Source organism: Bradyrhizobium sp. MI1.4, from assembly GCF_055811315.1.
In genome coordinates this window covers 74,893-95,930 of the sequence record NZ_JBVVPP010000019.1, presented here as the reverse complement: position 1 = coordinate 95,930, position 21,038 = coordinate 74,893, and the positions used below count along the sequence as shown (strand labels likewise).

Sequence of the window (21,038 nt, the reverse complement as noted above, 5' to 3'; positions counted from 1 at the left end):
TCTCTCCACGATCTCACCTGTGGAGGCAGACCCCTCACCCGAGCGAATGCGCGGCGCGTGACGTACATGCCCTCTCCCACAAGGGGAGAGGGCGCAGTAATCGGCACCATCGTTGCGGATGAAGGAAGTCGCGCGCATGTCCCAACTGCTGCTGATCGAGCACAATGACGGCGTCGATACCGTGACGCTCAATCGTCCGGAACACCTCAACGCGCTCGATCCTGCGCTGATCGACGCGCTCAATGTCTACTTCCAGGGCCTCCAGCGCAACCGCGACACGCGCGTCGTGGTGCTGAAGGGCGCTGGCAAGAATTTCTGTGCGGGCCTCGACCTCAAGGCTGCAATGCAGCGTCGTGCCGGGCAGCAGGAGCCGCCTGATGTCACCGAGTCGCTGGATTCGCAGCGACGCATCGCCGACATCGTGATGCTGATGCGGCGCTGTCCGCAGCCGATCCTCGCGCTGGTACAGGGCGCGGCCGCCGGCGGCGGCTTTGCACTCGCGCTCGCCTCCGATATCCGCATCGCGACGAGATCGGCGCGGATGAACTGCGCCTTCATCAAGCTCGGCCTTGGCGGCTGCGACATTGGCACCAGCTATTTCCTGCCACGCCTTGTCGGTGTCTCCGTGGCATCGGAGCTGATCCTCACCGGACGCTTCATCGGGGCCGAACGCGCACTCGCGGTCGGGCTGGTCTCCGAGGTCGTCGACGAGGACAAGCTCGCTGAGGCCGCCGAACCCTATGTCGACGCGATGATCACGGCCTCGCCCGTGGGCCTACGCCTGTCCAAAGAATGTCTCAACATGAGCGTCGATGCCGGATCGCTGGAAGCCGTAATCGCGATGGAGGATCGCAACCAGGTCCTGTGCAGCCGCTCCGAGGAATTTTCGGAAGGCATCAGGGCCTTCCTTGAGAAGCGAAAGCCTGTCTATATCAGGCGCTGACAATGAAGATCCGTAAAGGACGAGAAATTCCGGGAGACGCACTATGAGTGGAAGCGCGGCGGCGGTGATGACGAAACCCACCTTTCGCAAGGTCAAGTGGCTTGCGCGCGACATCGACGTCGAGCGCCGCGACGACGGCACGGTGGTGCTGAAGTCGCGCATCCCGCTGCAGACCTACGAGAAGCATATTCCGGCTTCGCTGGCAAAATGGGCGAAGGAAGCGCCAGAGCGGATCTGGCTTGCCCAGCGCGGTGGCCCGAACCGCGAATGGCGCAAATTGTCCTATGGCGAAGCCAAGCGCACCGTGGATGCGCTGACGCAAGGCCTGCTCAATCTCGCGCTCGATGGCCGCCCGGTCGCGATCCTCTCCGGCAATTCGATCGAGCACGCGTTGATGACGCAGGCCGCGATGCAGGCGCGCGTCCCTGCCGCGCCGGTCTCGCCGGCCTACTCATTGATGAGCCATGATCACGTCAAGCTGAAATACCTGTTCGACCTCATCAAGCCCGGCGTGGTGATGGTGCAGGACGGCCCAACCTTCGAGAAGGCGCTGAAAGCGCTCGATCTCACCGGCGTCACCGTCGTTCACGTCTCGCGGCCCTGCGAGGGTATCGAGAGCGTCAGCTTCGCCGAGCTCGCGGCGACAGCCGTGACCGCCGATGTCGAAGCGTCGATCGCGAAGATCACGCCTGAGACCGTCGGCAAACTGCTGTTCACGTCAGGTTCGACCGGCATGCCCAAGGCCGTCATCAACACGCAAGCGATGATGTGCGCCAATGCGGCGATGATGATGCAGGTACGGCCGCGCGATCCCGGCGGTCCGATCTCGACCATGCTGGACTGGATGCCCTGGAACCACACCATGGGCGGCAATGCGGCGTTCCATCCGATCCTGGTCGATGGCGGCACGCTCTATATCGATGACGGCCGGCCGATGCCGGGCCAGTTCGATGAGACGCTGCGCAATCTGCGCGAGATCTCGCCGACCTATTACGCCAACGTCCCCGCGGGCTATGCCGCGCTCGCCGCCGCCATGGAAAAGGACGACGCGCTGTGCCGATCCTTCTTCAAGAACCTCTCGATCATGGCTTATGGCGGCGCGCGACTGCCGGATGATCTCTACGACCGCATGCAGGCCCTCGCCGTGAAGACCACCGGTGAGCGCATCGTGTTCTACACCGGGTGGGGCTCGACCGAGACCGCGCCGACATCGACCGGTACCTATTGGGACACCGAACGCGTCGGCCTGATCGGCCTGCCGTTCCCCGGCGTCGAGTTGAAGATGGTGCCCTGCGGCTCGAAATACGAGCTGCGTCTGCGCGGCGTCAACGTCACGCCGGGCTATTTCGGCCAGCCTGACCTGACGAAGAAGATGTTCGACGAGGAAGGCTTTTATTGCATCGGCGACGCCGGAATCTTCGTCGACGACACCGATCCGGTGAAGGGCATCATCTTTGCCGGGCGCGTCGTCGAGGATTTCAAGCTGACCACCGGCACCTTCGTCCATGTCGGTTCGCTCCGTACGGATGCGATCGCCGCCGCGACGCCCGTCGTGCATGACGCGCTGGTCGCGGGGCAGGATCGTGCCTTCATCGGCCTGCTGGCGTGGCCGAACCTGCATGCCTGCCGCCAGCTCGTCGGCAATCCCGATCTCAGCTTCGAGGATGCAGTGAAGCATCCCGAGGTGATCGCTTGCTTCAGGCGCGGGCTGGAGGCTCACAACAAGGAGTGCGAAGGCGCCAGCAGCCGTATCATCGCGCGCGCCATGCTGATGGCGGAACCGCCATCGATCGACGGTAACGAGCTCACCGACAAGGGTTACATCAACCAGCGCGCCGGCCTGGAGCGCCGCGCCGGGCTGGTGGAGCGCCTTTATGCGGAGAATCCTGATCGGGACGTCATCATTCTCAAGTAATCGACATCATCAACACGGGTACGCGCCATGAACTTCGATTTCTCCGACGACCAGAAGCAGCTCCGCGACCAGGCGCGCAAATTCCTCACCGAGAAGTGCCCACCGAAGGCGGTGCGCGCAGTTCTCGACGGCAAGGCGCCGTACGACAAGGACCTGTGGAAAGGCCTCGCCGAGATGGGTTTTCTCGGTGTCGCAATCCCGGAGGAATTCGGCGGCGCGGGCGCCGGTCATCTCGAACTTTGCGTGATCGCCGAAGAAATGGGCCGGGCGAACGCGCCGGTGCCGTTTTCCTCCACCGTCTATCTGGCTGCCGAGGCGCTGCTGATCGCCGGCAGTGACGCGCAGAAGAAGAAATGGTTGCCGGCGATTGCCTCGGGCGAGGCGATCGGAACGCTGGCGCTGTTCGAGGGAAAAGGCAATCCGTCACCGAAGACCATCAAGCTGACGGCTGCGAATGGCATGCTCAACGGTGTCAAGAAGCCGGTCGCCGACGGCGCGATCGCGGACTTCGCGGTGGTCGCGGCACGCACGGGATCGAGCGGGCGCGACGGCGACATCTCCTTGTTCATTGTCGATCTCAGGGCCGGCGGAGTCGAGGTGAAAAGCCTGACCAATCTCGATCCGACCCGCGGACAGGCCGAGATCACTTTCAGGGATTGCAAGGCCGAGCCGCTGGGCGCGGCCGGCGAAGGCTGGAGCATCTTGACTCAAGTGCTCGATCGCGCCGCGGTGCTCTGCGCATTCGAGCAGGTGGGCGGCTCCGACCGCGCGCTGGAGATGGGCCGCGACTACGCGCTCGACCGCATCGCCTTCGGGCGACAGATCGGCTCGTTCCAGGCCGTCAAGCACATGCTGGCGGACATGTACGTGTCGGCGACGCTGGCGCGTTCCAACAGCTATTACGGCGCCTGGGCGCTCTCGACCAACGCCGCGGAGCTGCCGGAAGCCGCCGCCGCGGCCCGCATCAGCGCGACGCAGGCGTTCCAGCACTGCGCCAAGAACAACATCCAGGTTCACGGCGGCATGGGTTTCACCTGGGAGTTCGACTGCCACATGTACTACCGCCGCGCCAACGCGATGGCGCTCGGGCTCGGCAGCCTGTCCTATTGGGAAGACCAGTTGATCGACCGCATGCGCAAGAAGAACGCGGCGTAGGCGAAAGGCAACGCCATGAACTTCGACGACACTCTGCAAGAAGCCGAATTTCGCGCCACGGCTCGCGCCTGGATCGCGGCAAATGCGCCCAAGCAGTACGAGGAGGAGCTTCGCAAGTCCTCGCTCGGCCGCACGCAATTGAAGAACGCCAACATTCTGGAAGTGGCAAAGGCCTGGCAGAAGAAGAAGGCAGATGCCGGCTGGGCCTGCCTGCATTGGCCGAAGGAGTATGGTGGCCGCGGTTCGTCGCCGATCGAACGTGTGATCTGGCAGCAGGAAGAAGGGCCGTTCGGCCAGCTATCCCGCATGTTCATCATCGGCCACGGCATGTGCGGGCCGACCATGATGGCGTTCGCGCGCGAGGAGCATAAGCGCGCCTATTTGCCGCCACTCGCCTCCGGCGAAAAGGTCTGGTGCCAGCTGTTCTCCGAGCCCGCCGGCGGCTCCGACGTTGCGGGCCTACGCACGCGCGCCGAGAAGGATGGCGATGACTGGGTGATCAACGGCCAGAAGATCTGGACGTCGGGCGCGCACTATTCCGATTACGGCATTCTGCTCACCCGCACCGATCCGACCGTGCCCAAGCACAAGGGCCTTACCATGTTCTTCCTGGACATGAAGAGCCTTGGCGTCGAGGTGCGGCCGATCAAGCAGGCGAGCGGCGCTTCCGACTTCAATGAAGTCTATTTCACCAACGTCCGCATTCCCGATCACCAGCGCCTCGGCGAGGTCGGTGACGGCTGGAACGTCTCGCTGACCACGCTGATGAACGAGCGCAGCGCGATCGGCGCGGCCGTCTCGACCGGCTTCCCCGAGCTGTTCGAATATTGCTCCAGCCTGATGCTGGACGATGGCCCGGCAATCGAGGACCGCGCGGTGCGCGCGAAGCTGGCGAGCTGGGCGGCGAAAGCGAGCGGACTGAAATACACCAGCATGCGCGCGATCTCGGCGCTGTCGAAGGGCGAGCGTCCGGGACCGGAGAACTCCATTGGCAAGCTGGTCGCGGGCTCCATGATCCAGGATGTCGCGACCTATGCGCTGGATCTGCAAGGCGCTGCCGGTGTGATCAGCGGTGCCGAAGATTCCGAACTCGCCGGCCGCTTCCAGGCGATGCTGCTGCGCGCGCCGGGAACCCGTGTCGAAGGCGGCACTGACGAGATCATGCGCAACATCATCGCCGAGCGGGTGCTGGGCCTGCCCGGCGACATCCGTGTCGACAAGGACGTGCCGTTCAACAGGATCCCGACGAAGGGAAGAGGCTGATGATCCTCATCCTGAGGAGCCGCGGAGCGCGGCGTCTCGAAGGATGCAGGACCAACTGGGGCCTCGTGGGTCGAGACGGCGCTGCGCGCCACTCACCATGAGGGACTAAGACGGAGCAAGAACGAAGAGGTCCGCCATGAATTTCGACGACACCCCGCAGGAAGCCGCCTTCCGCGAGACCGCGCGCAAATGGGTCGAGGCCAACGCGCCGAAGGAGTTTTTGGCTGAGCTGTCAAAATCCTCGCTCGGCCGCATCCGGCTGGCCAACCACGACATCGTCGATGTCGGCAAGGCCTGGCAGAAGAAGAAGGCCGAAGGCAATTGGGCCTGCCTGCATTGGCCCAAGGAATATGGCGGCCGCGGTGCGACGCCGATCGAGCGCGTGATCTGGCAGCAGGAGGAAGGCGTCTATGGCAAGCTGACGCAGCCGTTCCAGATCGGCGAGGGCATGTGCGGGCCAACCGTGATGGCTTTTGGCAGCGAGGAGGCCAAGCGGCGCCATTTGCCGAAGCTGGCCGCGGGCGAGGAGATCTGGTGCCAGCTGTTCTCCGAGCCATCAGCGGGCTCTGACGTCGCGGGCTTGCGCACGCGCGCGGAGAAGAAGGGCGACAATTGGGTCGTCAACGGCCAGAAGATCTGGACCTCGGGTGCGCACTATTCCGACTACGGACTTTTGATCGCGCGCACCGATCCCAATGTGCCCAAGCACAAAGGTCTCACCATGTTCTTCCTGGACATGAAGAGCCCCGGCGTCGAGGTGCGCCCGATCAAGCAGGCCAACGGCATGCAGGAGTTCAACGAGGTCTATTTCACCGACGTCGTCATTCCCGACAGCCAGCGTCTTGGCGCCATCGGCGAGGGCTGGAGCGTGTCGCTGACCACGCTGATGAACGAGCGCATGTCGATCGGCTCGCGGCTTGCGACCGGCGTCCCGGAGATGTTCGAGTTCTGCTCCAACCTGATGCTGGAGGATGGCCTCGCCATCGACGATCCCGCCGTGCGCTCAAAACTCGCGAGCTGGGCGGTGAAGTCGAGCGGGCTGAAATACACCAGCTACCGCGCGATCTCGGCGCTGTCCAAGGGCGAGCGGCCGGGACCGGAAAATTCGATCGGCAAGCTCGTCTCCGGCATGATGCTACAGGACATCGCGACCTATGCCATGGACCTCCAGGGCGCGGCCGGCGTTCTCACCGGCACGGACGAGGAGACCGTGCAGGGCCAGTTCCAGCAGATGCTGCTGTCCTCGCCTTCGATGCGCATCGCGGGCGGCACCGACGAGATCTTGCGCAACATCATCGCCGAGCGCGTGCTGGGATTGCCGGGCGACATCCGCGTGGACAAGGACGTGCCGTACAACAAGATTCCGACCAAGGGGCGTTGACATCTCGTGTCCCGGACGCGCGAAGCGCGAGCCGGGACCCAGGAGCCATAATAGACAGGCCACAATGGGCCCCGCCTCAGCGCCGCATCACTTCGTGCTGCGTCGCGTCCGGGGCACGAAAGCGAGCTTAAGCAATGGACGCTGCAGTCAATCATAACAACCGCATCGGCGTGCTCGAAGAGCTGCTCAACGAGCGCTACTCGGTGCGCGCCTTCCTGGCCAAGGAAGTCGATCGCGCGACGATCGAGCACGTGCTGACCACCGCCCAGCGCACGGCGTCCTGGTGCAACAGCCAGCCCTGGCAGGTCGTCATCGCCAGCGGCGAGGCCAAGGAGCGTTTCCGCAAGCTGATCTACAAGGAGGCTTCGGGCGGGCTCGGGGACGACTATGATTTCACGCCGCCGCGCGAATATCTCGGCGCTTATCTCGAACGCCGCCGCGAGAGCGGTTTTCAGCTCTACAACACGCTCGGCATCGCGCGCGGAGACAAGATGGCCTATGCCAAGCAGGCGCTGGAGAACTACAATTTCTTCGGCGCGCCGCATGTGGCCATCATCCATACCGACGAGCCGCTCGGCATCTACGGTGCGATCGATTGCGGCGCCTATGTCTCGAACTTCATGCTGGTCGCGCAGGCGCTCGGGCTCGGCACAATTCCGCAGGCGGCGCTCGCGCGCCACTCCGGCCTGATCCGCCGCCATTTCAATTTGCCTGATGATCGCCGCATCGTTTGCGGTATCTCGTTCGGCTATGCCGACAATGCCCACAAGGTCAACAGCTACCGGACGTCGCGTGCGAGCCTGGCCGAGACCGTGACCTTCGTGGACGAGTGATCGAGGCGATGCACGCTCCGTATTGGACGTGATCCCGTTCGCGCGAAAAGACGGCCGCGGATGCGGCCGCCTTCATCGCGGTCTCAGTTCGATTGACGCCGGCCGTCAGCCGCCGCTGCCGCCGATCACGGCGCGAATGGTCTCGTCGGGCCCGAAATCCTCGGCGCCGTCGACATAGAGCAGCGCCGCGAGCTTGGAGCGCGCACGGTTGACGCGGCTCTTGATCGTGCCGACTGCGCAGCCGCAGATCGAAGCCGCGTCCTCATAGGAGAAGCCGGAGGCGCCGACGAGGATCAGCGCTTCACGCTGGTCCTGCGGAAGCTTGTCGAGCGCCGTGCGGAATTCCTCGAACTCAAGATGGGCGTTCTGCGAGGGCTGCGTCTTCAGCGTCTTAGCATAATTGCCTTCGGCATCCTCGACTTCCCGCCGCCGCTTGCGATAGTCGGAGCGGAACAGGTTGCGCAGGATCGTGAACAGCCATGCCGGCAGATTGGAGCCGGGCTGGAACGAGTCGATGTTGGCGAGCGCCCGCAACAGCGTCTCCTGGACCAAATCGTCGGCGCGGTCCGCATTGCCGCTGAGCGAGATGGCAAACGCGCGCAGACTGGGCACGGCCGCCAGGATGTCGTTACGCAGGGAATCCGTGAGAGGCATCAATCCCTCCCATTGTTGTCGTTAGAGCCGCCACCATTTTCCACTTGGGGGGTCGCTCCCGGCGCATCAAGTTTCTTGATCAGTTCCGCGAACCGGTCCGGAACCCCCTGCCGCACCACGTCGTCGTACATGGCGCGCAGCTGGTGCCCGATCCGGGACTGGATCTCCGGAGTGAGCCCTCCCTTGCCGGGGGTCGTGCTTTTGCTGGCTTGAGACTTGAGATCTTTCATGACCTGTTCCACGTTTCCCCGAGTTAAGTAGCTGTAAAATCGAGAAGTTCTCTCAACCGGGAGCCGTTCCCTGGATAGGCTCAATGCGAGCTGCGAGAAAAAGTTCCGCCCCCATGCGGAACTTTTCTTGGTCTGAGGCGTAATCAGCCCAGCAGGGGAACCCGGGCCCCCCGCCTAACGCCTGCACGTCAAGGTCGGCCCGAAGATGATATGGAGTGGGGATGTCCCGTTCACAGCTCGTTGCTGAACACTTGCCGTTGTTGCGCCGGTACGCACGCGCCCTGACGGGCAGCCAGTCCTCCGGTGACGCCTATGTCGCAGCCATGTTGGAAGCCATGCTGGGAGATCCGTCGGTGCTCGACGAGAGCCACGGGCCGCGCGCCGGCCTGTTCCGGCTGTTCACCCAAATCTGGAATTCCGTTTCCGTCAACGACGATTCCGAGGTGACGAACCTGCCGATGCCGCCGGAGCGGCGGCTGTCCAACATCACGCCCTTGCCGCGGCAAGCCTTCCTGCTGCTCTCGCTCGAGGGATTTTCGGAAGAAGAGGTCGGCTACATTCTCGGCACCGACGTCGGCGAGACGCGCCGGCTTGCGGATGCTGCAGGACGTGAGATGGCCGCCGAGATCGCCACCGACGTGCTGATCATCGAGGATGAGACCTTCATCGCCATGGATCTCGAGAGCCTGGTGAAGAACCTCGGCCACAATGTCGTCGGCGTCGCCCGCACCCACGCCGATGCGGTCGCGCTGGCAAAGAACAAGCGACCGGGCCTGATCCTCGCCGACATCCAGCTCGCCGACGGCTCGTCGGGCCTCGACGCCGTCAACGAGCTGCTCCGCACCTTCGAAGTGCCGGTGGTGTTCATCACCGCATACCCCGAGCGCTTCCTCACCGGCGAGCGACCGGAGCCGGCCTTCCTGATCTCGAAACCGTTCCAGCCGGCGATGGTGTCGGCGGTGGCGAGCCAGGCGCTGTTCTTCCAGCGCAACTCCCGCAACCGCGCGCCGAAGGTACCGGCGGCGTAACGAAGGCGCCAGCGCCCGGCATTTTGACGAAATCCGATCCGGCGTGCCGCAAGGTGCGCCGGATTTTTGTTGATCCGGTTGTCACGCTTGACGGCCATCGAATTCGCCGCTCATACCTCGCGCAGCGGCCGTTGCAGCCGCGGTGCCATCGGAGACGTGTTCATGGACCAGCAACTCCTCGATCGCCTCGCCATCCGCGACCTCGTCGAGAACTGGGCGGTGTGGCGCGATGCCGGCGATTGGGAGCGTTTTGCCACCGTCTGGCACGAGGAAGGCTGGATGTCCGCTACCTGGTTTCAGGGGCCGGCGCGGGATTTCATGCGGGTCAGCCAGGAGGGGTTCGCCAAGGGCGTGCGCATCCTGCATTTCCTCGGTGGCTGCAGCATCGATCTCGAGGGGGCGCGCGCCATCGCGCAGACCAAGATGACCATCTCGCAGCGCGCACCGGTGCACGACGTGCCCTGCGACGTCGTCTGCACCGGGCGCTTCTACGATTTCCTGGAGAAGCGGCAGGGAAAATGGGGCATCGTCCGCCGCCAGCCGATCTACGAGAAGGACCGGATCGACCCGGTTGATCCCTCCGCGACGCTTCAGCTCGACCAGAAAACCCTTGCCGCGCTGCCCGAAGGCTACCGCCACCTCGCCTACATGCAGGAGCTGATCGGCTACAAGGTCAAGCGCGACATGCCAGGCCTCACCGGGCCCGAGGTTGAGAAGCTCTATGCGGAGGGGCGGGAGTGGCTTGCGGGGAAGGCGAACTGAACGCCAGACAAAAGTAAGGCGCGACTGGCATCACCACAGTCGCGCCCTACGTCGCCGGCTTATGGGGCAGGGGGGAATAGCCGGCTGTTGATACGACTCCCGTCCCTGAAAGTCGTTCCAGGGGGTTGCAAAATTTTTCGTGGGGCCATCCTTTTCGCACCCTGCCTTTTCGCACACGGTTAAGTGATCTTAACGCCTGAGAACTCTGGGTCCTCTCCTCGCGTTGTTCCCGCGATCGCCATGGGGCGAGGGACCGACAGCCATGTCACAGATTCAAAAGGTATTTTTAGGCGCCGTTGCGATCGCCGCGACGCTTGGCGCCGTCCAGGTCGGCGCCGTGCAGCTGGCCTCCGGCCATGATCTGGCCGACCGCTGGCAGGCGGTTGCTGACAAGCCGGGCCATAACGTCAATCGCTCCAGCAAAGCCGACCGGCTGGCCGACATCAAGCAGGCTGAGGTTCCGACCCGCACCGTGTCGATGCGGCTGAACGATCTGGCCGACACGTCGGTGCTGCTGCGGGTCCCCGCGGTGATCGAGACCGGCAACGCCAAGCCGCCGGTGTTGCTCCCGGACCAGAAGCAGAGCCGCAAAAAGCCGACGATCGCCTGCGAGCCGATGGTCAGCTCCCTGACCGAGGTCGCAAAGCTGCTCCAACCCGGCCGCTGTGTGACTTGATCGGCTTTGGCCACGGAGTCGCCCTCCGCCCGGAGGGCGATTGCTGACGTCTACTTGATCCCCTGCCCCTTCGCGTTATATCCCGGGTTTCTTCCTCTTTGGATTGACCGGGTAAACGCATGACGACGTCAGACACGGCTGTGCATACGCAGCCCTTCCAGGCCGAGGTTTCCGAGCTTCTGCACCTGATGGTGCATTCCGTCTATTCCGAGACCGATATCTTCCTGCGCGAGCTCGTCTCCAATGCCTCTGACGCCTGCGACAAGCTGCGCTATGAGGCCATAGCGAATCCGGCGCTGCTGGGCGAAGGCGACGCGCTCAAGATCCGGATCATTCCGAACAAGACGGCCGGAACGCTTGCGATCGCCGACAATGGCATTGGCATGGAGCGGCAGGAGCTGATCGACCACCTCGGCACCATCGCCCGCTCGGGCACCAAGGCCTTCGTGTCGAAGCTCAAGGAGGCCAAGGATGGTCTCGGCCTGATCGGCCAGTTCGGCGTCGGCTTCTATTCCGCCTTCATGGTAGCCGACAAGATCGTCGTGGTGAGCCGCCGCGCCGGCGAGAGCGACGTCTGGACCTGGACGTCCTCGGGCGGCTCGGGCTTCGAGATCGCGCGTGCCAGCGAGGAGGATGCGGGCCGCGTGCAGCGCGGCACCGAGATCGTCCTGCATCTCAAGGACGATGCGAAGAAATATCTCGAAGCTTACGAGATCGAACGTATCGTCGGCGCTTATTCCGACAACATCCTCTTCCCCATCGAGCTCGTGCCTGAAGGGGGCGAACCGCGTCAGATCAATTCTGCGAGCGCGCTGTGGCAGCGCTCGAAATCCGAGCTCACGCCGGAAGACTACAAGAAGGCCTATCAGCAGATCGCCTCCGCCTTCGACGATCCCGCGATGACGCTGCATTATCGCGCGGAGGGACGTTACTCCTACGCCGTGCTGCTGTTCGCGCCCTCGACGAAGCCGTTCGACCTGTTCGAACCGAACCGCAAGGGGCGGGTCAAGCTCTATGTCCGCCGCGTGTTCATCACTGACGATGCCGATCTGCTGCCGGGCTATCTCCGCTTCATCCGCGGCGTCGTCGACAGCGAGGATCTCCCGCTCAACATTTCCCGCGAGATGCTTCAGAACAATCCGCAGCTCGCGCAGATCCGCAAGGCCGTGGCGACCCGCGTGCTGTCCGAGCTCGAAAGCCTGGCGGAGAAGGATCCGGAGAACTTCGCGAAGATCTGGGAGGCCTTCGGCGCGGTGCTGAAGGAAGGCATCTACGAGGATTTCGAACGCCGAGAAAAGCTGCTCGCGCTGTCGCGTTTCACCACGACCTCGGGCGAGAAGCGCTCGCTCAAGGACGTCGTCGCCGGTTTCAAGCCGAACCAGACCGAGATCTATTATCTCGTCGGCGCCAGCATCGACCGGCTGAAGTCGAACCCCCGGCTCGAGGCGGCGACTGCGCGCGGCATCGAAGTTCTGCTGCTGTCCGATCCCGTCGACGCCTTCTGGACCTCGATGCCCTCGGAGTTTGACGGCAAGCCGCTGAAGTCGCTGAGCCAGGGCGATCTCAATCTCGACCTGATCCCGCGCGTCGACGAAGCCGACGAGGCGAAAAAGGACGAGCCGCCCGCCGACGAGGCCGCCACCATCGCGGTGATCAAGGCCGCGCTCGGCGAGCGCGTCAGCGACGTCAAGGCCTCGACGCGTCTTACCAGCTCCGCGTCCTGCCTCGTCGCCGACAGCCAGGGCCCGAGCCGCGAGCTCGAGCGCATCCTGTCTCAGCAGAACCGTGGCATGCGCACCAAGCCGATCCTTGAGATCAACCTGCGCCATCCGCTGGTGACGGCGATCACGAAGGCTCAGGCCGGCTCCAAGACGGTTGACGATCTCTGCCTGCTCCTGCTCGAACAGGCGCAGATCCTGGACGGCGAGCTGCCGGAGGACCCTGCGGCGTTTGCGGCAAGGTTGAACCGGCTGGTGTTGCAAGGGCTCGGCGCGTAGCGGGCGCAGTGCACCGCACTCACCTTGCCGTCATCTGCGCGCAGGAACGGTCGCCTCTGCCATGGTGTTATGCCATACGAGGTGGCCGGTATCCGGGCCGCCGACATGACAGATTCGAGGATTTCTCCATGCGTTTGCCGATCCTGACCCTGACCGCAATTGCCACGCTGTTCGTGGCGGCAGATGCCAGCGCCCAGACCTACGATCCGCGTTACCCGGTGTGCATGCACGTCTATACGCCCGGTAGTTTTGGTGGGGGCGGCGGCGATTATTTCGATTGCTCCTTCACCTCGCTGCCGCAGTGCCGCGCCACGGCCTCGGGCCGCTCGGCAAGCTGCGACGTCAATCCCTACTATGCGTTCGACCAACCCCCGCCGCCGCCGCGCCGGCGCCACAAGAACGTGCACTAGCGGTCCCCAACGGCCTTCAGGGGGAATTTTCATGCATCGCTTGTTCGGACTGATCATGACCGTCGGTGCCCTGCTCACGGCCGCGCCGTCGCATGCACAGACCTTCGATCCGCGCTATCCCGTCTGCATGCACGTCTATTCCGGTGCAAACGGCGGTGGCGGGGAGTGGTACGATTGCTCCTTCACCTCAGTGCCGCAGTGCCGAGCTACGGCTTCCGGCCGCTCCGCCAGCTGCGATCTCAATCCGTATTATCCGTTCAACGCACCGCCGCAGCGCTTGCGCCATCAGCGAGGCGCCTAGGGCTCACCGCCCGTTCGGCCGTCAATCAGACGGAGTATGCAGGGCTAGCTGCCGTGGGGCGCCTCGTTGGCCGCGGTGACGATCGCGTCGGTCAACTGCCAGGTCATCTTGTCCGTGGTCCAGTCGCTTGCGTGCAGCCTGCTGTCGTCGCCCGGGTCGACCATGCGGTCGAACGAAATTCTTGCAACGTCGTGCCAGCCCTTCATCAGCGCGAAGCGGCGAAAGACGTTGACCCGCTTTGCATGCGCGATCTCGCTGATCGCTGCGACCATCGCGTTCGCCTTGTCGGCCTTGGCCGGCGTCAGCACCGCCGGCACATATTGCAGATCCATTAGGATGACGTCGATCCCTCCGTCCACAAGCAGCTGATCGACGCCGTCAGCGATGGCCCTCCTGGTCTCGTCAAAGGTCGGTGGATTCTGATCGGCCGATTGCCACACCGCATTGGTGCCGACCTGCCAGATCACGAGATCCGGCTTCTGGTCGAAGACGTCGTGCTTGAACCGCAAAAGCTCCTTGGGAGCCTCTTCGCCGCCGACGCCCCGGTTGATGACATCGATCCCGGGCTTCGGAAATATGCTCCGAAGGTCCGCCAGCAATCGTTGCGGATAGGGCGCGATGCCTCCTTCGCCCGCCGTGGTCGACGAGCCGATCGCGACCACCTTGACCTGTCCGCGCCTCAGGCCATTGGCAAAATTGGTCAGCGGCTGCTCGAACGGCGCGGCCTGGACGGGAAATTCAGACGAGCCGAGAGCCACAGGTCGTCTCCCTTTCGCAACCGGGACAATGCAGGGTCAAAAAGACTAACCCGTTTGCCCGGAGCCGCCTAGCCTCACGCCCCGACAACTGGCTTTGCTATTGCAAGAACTGCCAGGCGGCGCACCTCGATCGCCTCCGGTTTGGTAAAGGATCACTAGAGTTAATCGTGCACTAACCCGGTTTTACCTTGTCTCTTAACATCTGGGCAGGGCGTGCGAGCTAAGCTGCCGGAAACCCGCAGACACGTTCCGAAAGAATGAACGGCATGACAACCGGCGTCATCGAGCAACCGAAAGCCGCGCGCGCACCTTCGGCTTCGAAAATCTGGCTGAAGGCGATCGAGCTCACCGCACGGATCGAGACGTTGCCGGGCCGGCTGTTCGCCGATGTCGTCGACGATTGGGCGCAGCGCCAGCCCAATCGCGTTGCGCTGACCACCGATGACGCGAGCCTCGACTATGAGGGACTTTCGAAACGCATCAATCGTTATGCGCGCTGGGCGCGCTCGGCCGGTGTGGCCAAGGGCGGCACTGTCGCGCTGATCATGCCGAACGGCATCGATTATGTCGCGGCCTGGCTCGGCATCAGCCGCGTCGGCGGCGTGGTCGCGCTGATCAACACCAAGCTCGTCGGGCACTCGCTCGCGCATTGCGTCGGAGTCGCAAAGCCCGCTCACATCATTGTTGCGCATGAGCTTGCAGCGGAGCTGGCCGGGCCGTTGCCGCACTTGAAGACGGAAGCAAAGGTCTGGACCCACGGCGATGCCCGCAGCGAGCGTCCGATCGATGTCGCGCTCGACGCCCTCGATGACCGGCCGCTTTCGCCGGACGAGCGTGGTGACGTCACCATCGACGACCGGGCCCTGCTGATCTACACGTCCGGGACCACCGGCCTGCCGAAAGCCGCAAGCATCAGCCATCGCCGCATCCTCAATTGGGGCTTTTGGTTCGCCGGCCTCACCGGCGCGACGCCGCAGGATCGGCTCTACGATTGCCTGCCGCTGTTCCACTCGGTTGGCGGCATCGTGGCACCATGCAGCATGCTCGCTGCCGGGGGCTCGGTGGTGATCGCAGATAAATTCTCAGCCTCGAATTTCTGGCCCGACATCGTGCGCCACGACTGTACGCTGTTTCAGTATATCGGCGAGCTCTGCCGCTATCTGCTCAAGGCGCCGCCGTCGGAATACGAGAACCGGCATCGCCTGCGGCTCGTCTGCGGCAACGGCCTACGCGGTGACATCTGGGACGATTTTCAGGCGCGTTTCGCCATTCCGCGCATCCTTGAATTCTACGCGGCGACGGAAGGCAATTTCTCGCTGTTCAATGTCGAGGGCCAGCCCGGCGCGATCGGCCGCGTTCCGCCGTTGCTTGCGCATCGTTTCCCTGCCGGTCTCGTCAAGCTCGAGCCCGATAACGGCGCCCCGCTGCGCAATGCGGAGGGGTTTTGTATCCCCTGCGCGCGCGGCGAGGCCGGCGAAGCCATAGGCCGCATCGGCACTGCGGATGAGGGCGGCGGTCGCTTCGAGGGCTACACCGAGGCGAGCGAGACCGAGAAGAAGATCCTGCGCGATGTCTTTGCCAAGGGCGATTCCTGGTTCCGCACCGGCGACCTGATGCGGCTCGACGAGAAGGGCTTCTTCCACTTCGTCGACCGCATCGGCGACACCTTTCGCTGGAAGGGCGAGAACGTCGCGACTTCGGAGGTCAACGACGCCATGCGCGATTTCACCGGCGTGATCGACGCCACCACCTACGGCGTCGGCATTCCCGGCACCGACGGCCGCGCCGGCATGAGTGCGATCGTGGTGAACGAAGGCTTCGCCGTCGAGGCACTGCCCGCCCATCTCGCACAGCGCCTGCCCGCCTATGCTCATCCCGTCTTCATACGCATCTCGCGCGAGCTCGATGCGACCGAGACGTTCAAGCAGAAGAAGGGCGAGCTCGCGCGCGAGGGATTTGATCCCGGCGCGGTCTCCGATCCGCTGTTCATGCGGGACCCGAAGACCGGCGCCTATGTCGCGCTGGACGCGGAGACGTATGCGCAAATCAACCAGGGTACGATCCGGCTCTAGCCGCGCGAAAATCCGCCAGATAGGTCCAATTTTATCCGAATTGTCCAAGAAGCCATTTACTTCTGTCGGGTAAACAAACGGGCAAGGGAGGCGGTCATCAAGAACCGCCGCAACACGAACGACAACAGAAGCGAGCCAGCCATGTCGGTACGGTCTAAGGTCATTGAAGCGATCCAGCAGATCGCCAAAGAGCAGCACGTCGCGCTTCCCGCACTCTCGGACGAGCTGTCCCTGCACGAGACGGGCTTCGACTCGCTCGCCTTCGCCATCCTGGTGGCGCGCCTCGAGGACGAGACCGGCGTCGACCCTTTCACCATTTCCGAGGACGCAGCGTTCCCCGCCACCGTGGGCGATTTCGTGCGGGCCTACGAAAATGTCCCCGCGTGAGATCTTTGCGCTCCGCGACCATCTCGGCGCGGAGCTGACCGGCCGCACGCTGTCGGACGCGCACGATGTCGTGTCGTTGACGGATATCCTGTCGCAGACGGTCCTGGGTGGCCGCCTGGGCGAGCTGTCCGGCCGCGCGGTGCTGCTGAAATTGTCCGACCAGCTCCGATCGGGTCTTGCCATGATCGAGCTCGACGGTATTGCCCGCCGCATGCTGCTGTGCCCGCCGGATCTCAACCCGGCGCATCTCGACGCGCTGATGGCGGATGCCGGGATCGATGCCGTTGTCACCGACGAGCCCGATCGCTGGGCCGAGACTGGCGTGCCGCTGGTCGTCACCGCACAACTGCCGCTTCAAGCCACAGCGCCGGCCAGGACCGAACGCGCCACGGAATGGCTGATGCTCACCTCGGGCACGTCGGGCGTGCCGAAAATCGTCGGCCATACGCTGGAAGCACTCACCGGCGCCATCGTCGCCGAAGGCCCGGCGCGCGGACCCGCGCCGGTATGGGCGACGTTCTACGACATCCGCCGCTATGGCGGCCTGCAGATATTCCTCCGCGCCGTCCTCTCGGGCGGCTCGATGGTGCTGTCCGATCCGCATGAGGCGCTCGCCGATCACGTCACGCGGCTGAACGCGCGGGGCGTCTCCCACATCTCCGGCACGCCCTCGCACTGGCGCAAGCTGTTGATGAGCGGCTCGGCCGCGCAGTTCGCGCCGCGCTATGTCCGCCTCTCCGGCGAGATCGCCGACCAGGCGGTGCTGGACGGCCTGAAAGCGGCGTTCCCGAATTCCTCCGTCGGCCATGCCTATGCGTCAACCGAGGCCGGCGTCGGCTTTGCCGTCAATGACGGGCTGGAAGGCTTTCCGGCGGACTACCTCGGCAACCGCAACGGCGTCGAAATGAAGGTCGTCGACGGCTCGCTACGTATCCGTTCGACGCGCACGGCGCACGCCTATATCGGCCGCGACGCGGCTGCGCTCACCGATGCAGACGGGTATGTCGATAGCGGCGATATCGTCGAATTGCGCGGCGACCGCTACTATTTCGTTGGCCGCCGCGGCGGCATCATCAATATCGGTGGGCTGAAGGTTCACCCCGAAGAGATCGAGGCGGTGATCAACCGTCATCTCGATGTGCGGATGTCGCGGGCGAAGTCACGCAAGAGCCCGATCACCGGCGGCATCGTCGTCGCCGACGTGATCCTCGCCGACGGCACCGATCCGGCGCGCGCGAAAGAGATCCGCGACCAGATTCTGGATCAGTGCCGCGCTCAGCTCGCCTCCCACAAGGTGCCGGCGGTGATCCGCTTCGTCGAGGCGCTCGACGTCACCCCGGCCGGCAAACTGGCGCGCACCGATGCATAATGTTCTCGTCACCGGCGGTAGCCGCGGTATCGGCCTTGCGATCGGCCAGCGGCTTGTTGATGGCGGCTACAACGTGATCGCGGCGGCGCGGCGCGAGAGCGACGAGCTCAAGGCGGCGATTGCCGGGTCGGAAGGGCGCCTGCATTTTCGCGCTTGCGACCTCGCCGTGATCGACGCGATCCCCGCCTACGCAAAACTCGTGCGCGATGAATTCGGCCCGATCTACGGCCTCGTCAACAATGCCGGCCTCGGCACCGAAGGCTTGCTCGCGACCATGCACAATTCCGAGATCGAGGCGCTGGTGCAGCTCAACGTGCTGTCGCCGATCATTCTCACCAAATATGTCGCGCGCCAGATGATGGCCGACGGCGCCGGCCGCATCATCAACATCTCCTCGATTATCGCGACGACCGGCTATAATGGCCTCTCGGTTTACGGTGCGACCAAGGCCGCCGCCACCGGCTTCACCCGTTCGCTCGCGCGCGAGGTCGGCAAGCTCGGCATCACCGTGAACGCGATCGCGCCCGGTTTCATCGACACCGAGCTGACGCACAACCTGTCTGACGACAGCCGCAAGCGCATCGCCGGCCGCAGCGCGCTGCGCCGCCTGCCGGAGACCGACGACGTCGCGCGGATGGTGGAGTATTTGCTGGGAGAGGGCGGTCGCAATGTGACGGGTACCGTGTTTACGGTCGACGCGGGCAATACGGCGTAGGTGGAACTCATCGCCACAATTGCATTGATCCGGCGCAATGACATCGTCCGGATTTGGTCGTAAGATCCCGCGCAATCGATTGGGTTACGTCAATCGATCTGCCCTAATCGATAGGGAGCAGTCCATGACCGCTTCGAGCCCGGACAAGGCGTCGGTAAAGCCATCTTGCGCAGAGCAAAGCGACGTTCACTGCGAGCCCGTTCACTGCGAGCCGATGTCTCACCAAAATTCCGGTGACCACGGTTACGAAATGTATCCGCAGAAATTCGTGCGTCTTGTCGGCTGCCATGACGTTCCCGCCTCCGCGCTACGCAAGCGCGTGGGCGAGAAGCTGCACTAGACATTCAGGTCCGATGCTTCGGCAGGTCAATCCGTTCGTGTGAGAACTCCGGCGGGCCCTCGGTCAGGCGGCGGATCCGGCGCTCGCGTTCGTCTTCAGACAGCGCAGGATCGAGCAGTCCCTCGAGTTCACGCACCGCAAGCTCTTCGATCCTGGTGGCATCCGAAGCGAGCGGGTGCCCTGGCGGGAGTGCCGGGGGCGCGACCTTCAGGCCGAGCTCGACCAGCTTACCGATGGCTTCCGAGCGCTACAGGTGATGGGTTTCGGCCCAGCTATCCACGGCCGCGGTCAGGCTTTCCGGCGTCTTCACCGCGCTGATCGGATCACGCCCAGTGCGCCGGCTTGCCGGAGCGATGGAGTCCTTCCTGTCGAAGTCGGACACGTCGATGTTCCCGCGCAACCATGTCAGATCATCGAGACTAGACGCCATTTACGGTCAACCGTTTAATGACCTTCTGTGGCATTGCAGTGCGCCCTCATCTTGTTGTCCGGGTCCATTTCGGCCAATGGTTGCAAGGGCGCGCGCCTGGCGAACCGAATCGATTCTTCTACGTATGTCCCTTTGGACGTGCGTCCCAACCATCCGGCATCATCCGATGACATCAGCGTTCTATAGCGGCATTCCGGTCTTTCGCGGCTTCACCAGTCTGATGGACCCCGCTTTGTATTCGCCGCTGCCCGACGACTGGAGCGTCGGCGTTGCCGACATCGTGGATTCGACCAAGGCCATCGCGGCGCAGCGCTACAAGGCGGTGAACATGGCCGGTGCCGCCGTGATCGCGGCCGTGACGAATGCATTGGAGGGACGCGAATTTCCCTTCGTGTTCGGCGGCGACGGCGCGAGTTTTGCGGTCGCGCCTAATGATCTCGAACTGGCCCGCGAGGCTTTGGCTGCGACCGCGACCTGGGTGCGGGAAGATCTCGACTTGCGGATGCGCGTCGCGCTGGTGCCGGTGAGCGTCATTCGCGCGCATGGCCTAGACGTGCGCGTCGCGCGCTTCGGACCGTCGGCCAATTTGTCCTATGCGATGTTTTCTGGCGGCGGGCTCGCCTGGGCGGACGCAGCGATGAAGCGCGGCGAGTTTGCGATCACCGAAGCGCCCGCGGGGACGCAGCCCGATCTCTCCGGCCTGTCCTGCCGCTTCGAGGTGATTCCGGCTGCGCGCGGCCTGATCCTGTCCGTGCTGGTCATGCCGGCCCAAGGCGCCGATCCCTCGGCATTCCGCAACGTGATCGAGGACATCATCCATCTCGTCGAGCGCAGCCCGGATGCCGGTCGTCCCGTGCCGCCACAAGGGCCGCCGCTGACATGGCCGCCGCAAGGGCTGGAATATGAGGCGCGCACCAAGCGCGGAGGTCCGTTGCTCGCACGCCGCGCCAGCGTGCTGGCCTACACCCTTTTCGTCTATCTGATCATGCGCTTCGATCTCAAAGTCGGCGGCTTCGTGCCGAAGCTTTATACACGGCAGGTCGTGGAGAACTCCGACTTCCGAAAATATGACGACGGCCTGCGCATGATCCTCGACTGTACGCCGGAGCTCGAACGCGCCCTCAGCGATCGCCTCGCGATTGCCGCGCGCGACGGCATCGTGCGTTACGGCCTCTATCAGCAGGACGCTGCGATGATGACCTGCTTCACCCCGTCGGCGTTGCGCAGCGATCACGTCCATTTTATCGACGGCGCGCGGGGCGGCTACGCCTCGGCGGCGACGGCGCTGAAGGCGATGACGGCGTGAAGCGCTAGCGCCCCGCCCGCGTCCAGGTTTCGCCGCCGCAGAGCGCGCCGACGCAGCCTTCGACCCGCAGCGAATCCGGATGGAATCACATTCCCGCGTTTATTTGCCTGCGT

General features: G+C 64.0%; 21 protein-coding genes and 2 pseudogenes. 18 read left to right on the top strand and 5 right to left on the bottom strand.

The window, feature by feature from the left end:
• Window positions 1-136 precede the first annotated feature (136 nt).
• From AC0L23_RS21730 to AC0L23_RS21705, 6 genes are all read left to right on the top strand, one after another.
• Complete coding sequence (locus AC0L23_RS21730; RefSeq protein ID WP_085361287.1) at window positions 137-943, top strand: enoyl-CoA hydratase/isomerase family protein; 807 nt, start codon at window positions 137-139, stop codon at window positions 941-943.
• 43 nt (window positions 944-986) lie between these two features.
• Window positions 987-2,858, top strand: a complete 1,872-nt coding sequence (locus tag AC0L23_RS21725; protein WP_085350717.1) for an AMP-binding protein — start codon at window positions 987-989, stop codon at window positions 2,856-2,858.
• Between the two features lie 27 nt (window positions 2,859-2,885).
• Window positions 2,886-4,013, top strand: coding sequence for an acyl-CoA dehydrogenase family protein (locus AC0L23_RS21720; protein WP_085350716.1), 1,128 nt, complete (start codon window positions 2,886-2,888; stop codon window positions 4,011-4,013).
• 15 nt (window positions 4,014-4,028) lie between these two features.
• The gene (locus AC0L23_RS21715) at window positions 4,029-5,276 is read left to right on the top strand and encodes an acyl-CoA dehydrogenase (protein WP_085361212.1); all 1,248 of its coding nucleotides are present in this window, start codon (window positions 4,029-4,031) and stop codon (window positions 5,274-5,276) included.
• Between the two features lie 136 nt (window positions 5,277-5,412).
• Window positions 5,413-6,657 carry an acyl-CoA dehydrogenase gene (locus AC0L23_RS21710; RefSeq protein ID WP_018453291.1) on the top strand — a complete coding sequence of 415 codons (1,245 nt, stop codon included), beginning with the start codon at window positions 5,413-5,415 and terminating at the stop codon, window positions 6,655-6,657.
• A gap of 134 nt (window positions 6,658-6,791) precedes the next feature.
• Window positions 6,792-7,490, top strand: a complete 699-nt coding sequence (locus tag AC0L23_RS21705) for a nitroreductase (protein WP_018453292.1) — start codon at window positions 6,792-6,794, stop codon at window positions 7,488-7,490.
• A gap of 105 nt (window positions 7,491-7,595) precedes the next feature.
• On the opposite strand, the gene AC0L23_RS21700 is transcribed toward AC0L23_RS21705, so the two are convergent.
• Together AC0L23_RS21700 and AC0L23_RS21695 are read right to left on the bottom strand one after the other, a co-directional pair.
• Window positions 7,596-8,144, bottom strand: coding sequence for a sigma-70 family RNA polymerase sigma factor (locus AC0L23_RS21700; protein ID WP_007597240.1), 549 nt, complete (start codon window positions 8,142-8,144; stop codon window positions 7,596-7,598).
• Window positions 8,144-8,374, bottom strand: a complete 231-nt coding sequence (locus tag AC0L23_RS21695; RefSeq protein ID WP_026232505.1) for a NepR family anti-sigma factor — start codon at window positions 8,372-8,374, stop codon at window positions 8,144-8,146. The genes AC0L23_RS21700 and AC0L23_RS21695 overlap by 1 nt, the downstream gene beginning before the upstream one ends.
• Before the next feature lie 221 nt (window positions 8,375-8,595).
• Here AC0L23_RS21695 and AC0L23_RS21690 point away from each other — a divergent pair, with 221 nt between their 5' ends.
• The 6 genes from AC0L23_RS21690 to AC0L23_RS21665 all read left to right on the top strand — a co-directional run bounded on the left by AC0L23_RS21690 (window position 8,596) and on the right by AC0L23_RS21665 (window position 13,548).
• On the top strand, window positions 8,596-9,402 hold the full coding sequence (locus AC0L23_RS21690) for a response regulator (RefSeq protein WP_007597237.1): 807 nt from the start codon (window positions 8,596-8,598) through the stop codon (window positions 9,400-9,402).
• A gap of 162 nt (window positions 9,403-9,564) precedes the next feature.
• Window positions 9,565-10,164, top strand: a complete 600-nt coding sequence (locus tag AC0L23_RS21685) for a nuclear transport factor 2 family protein (protein ID WP_085385488.1) — start codon at window positions 9,565-9,567, stop codon at window positions 10,162-10,164.
• Window positions 10,165-10,426: 262 nt separating this feature from the next.
• On the top strand, window positions 10,427-10,840 hold the full coding sequence (locus AC0L23_RS21680; RefSeq protein WP_085361214.1) for a hypothetical protein: 414 nt from the start codon (window positions 10,427-10,429) through the stop codon (window positions 10,838-10,840).
• Between the two features lie 119 nt (window positions 10,841-10,959).
• Complete coding sequence (gene htpG / locus AC0L23_RS21675) at window positions 10,960-12,837, top strand: molecular chaperone HtpG (protein ID WP_085361215.1); 1,878 nt, start codon at window positions 10,960-10,962, stop codon at window positions 12,835-12,837.
• Between the two features lie 128 nt (window positions 12,838-12,965).
• Window positions 12,966-13,247 (top strand): DUF3551 domain-containing protein, encoded by a 282-nt coding sequence (locus AC0L23_RS21670; protein ID WP_018453298.1) that lies wholly within the window; start codon window positions 12,966-12,968, stop codon window positions 13,245-13,247.
• Between the two features lie 31 nt (window positions 13,248-13,278).
• Window positions 13,279-13,548 carry a DUF3551 domain-containing protein gene (locus AC0L23_RS21665; RefSeq protein WP_085361216.1) on the top strand — a complete coding sequence of 90 codons (270 nt, stop codon included), beginning with the start codon at window positions 13,279-13,281 and terminating at the stop codon, window positions 13,546-13,548.
• A 44-nt stretch (window positions 13,549-13,592) separates the two neighbouring features.
• On the opposite strand, the gene AC0L23_RS21660 is transcribed toward AC0L23_RS21665, so the two are convergent.
• On the bottom strand, window positions 13,593-14,306 hold the full coding sequence (locus tag AC0L23_RS21660) for an SGNH/GDSL hydrolase family protein (RefSeq protein WP_018453299.1): 714 nt from the start codon (window positions 14,304-14,306) through the stop codon (window positions 13,593-13,595).
• A 257-nt stretch (window positions 14,307-14,563) separates the two neighbouring features.
• On the opposite strand from AC0L23_RS21660, the gene AC0L23_RS21655 reads away from it, so the two are divergent.
• From AC0L23_RS21655 to AC0L23_RS21635, 5 genes are all read left to right on the top strand, one after another.
• Window positions 14,564-16,378 (top strand): long-chain-acyl-CoA synthetase, encoded by a 1,815-nt coding sequence (locus tag AC0L23_RS21655; protein WP_085361217.1) that lies wholly within the window; start codon window positions 14,564-14,566, stop codon window positions 16,376-16,378.
• Window positions 16,379-16,519: 141 nt separating this feature from the next.
• Window positions 16,520-16,765, top strand: coding sequence for an acyl carrier protein (locus AC0L23_RS21650; protein ID WP_018453301.1), 246 nt, complete (start codon window positions 16,520-16,522; stop codon window positions 16,763-16,765).
• Window positions 16,752-18,134, top strand: coding sequence for a class I adenylate-forming enzyme family protein (locus AC0L23_RS21645; RefSeq protein WP_085385469.1), 1,383 nt, complete (start codon window positions 16,752-16,754; stop codon window positions 18,132-18,134). Before AC0L23_RS21650 ends, AC0L23_RS21645 begins: the two co-directional genes overlap by 14 nt.
• Window positions 18,127-18,849, top strand: coding sequence for an SDR family NAD(P)-dependent oxidoreductase (locus tag AC0L23_RS21640; protein ID WP_085350711.1), 723 nt, complete (start codon window positions 18,127-18,129; stop codon window positions 18,847-18,849). Before AC0L23_RS21645 ends, AC0L23_RS21640 begins: the two co-directional genes overlap by 8 nt.
• 124 nt (window positions 18,850-18,973) lie before the next feature.
• Window positions 18,974-19,189 carry a hypothetical protein gene (locus AC0L23_RS21635; RefSeq protein WP_026232507.1) on the top strand — a complete coding sequence of 72 codons (216 nt, stop codon included), beginning with the start codon at window positions 18,974-18,976 and terminating at the stop codon, window positions 19,187-19,189.
• A 4-nt stretch (window positions 19,190-19,193) separates the two neighbouring features.
• Here the strand turns inward: AC0L23_RS21635 and AC0L23_RS21630 are convergent.
• Window positions 19,194-19,619, bottom strand: a pseudogene (locus tag AC0L23_RS21630) (hypothetical protein).
• 166 nt (window positions 19,620-19,785) lie between these two features.
• Between AC0L23_RS21630 and AC0L23_RS21625 the strand changes: the two are divergent.
• Window positions 19,786-20,925, top strand: coding sequence for a DUF3095 domain-containing protein (locus AC0L23_RS21625; protein ID WP_085350710.1), 1,140 nt, complete (start codon window positions 19,786-19,788; stop codon window positions 20,923-20,925).
• Between the two features lie 4 nt (window positions 20,926-20,929).
• On the opposite strand, the pseudogene AC0L23_RS21620 reads toward AC0L23_RS21625, so the two are convergent.
• Window positions 20,930-21,001: pseudogene (locus AC0L23_RS21620) on the bottom strand (DUF2147 domain-containing protein); the annotation flags it as partial.
• Window positions 21,002-21,038 lie beyond the last annotated feature (37 nt).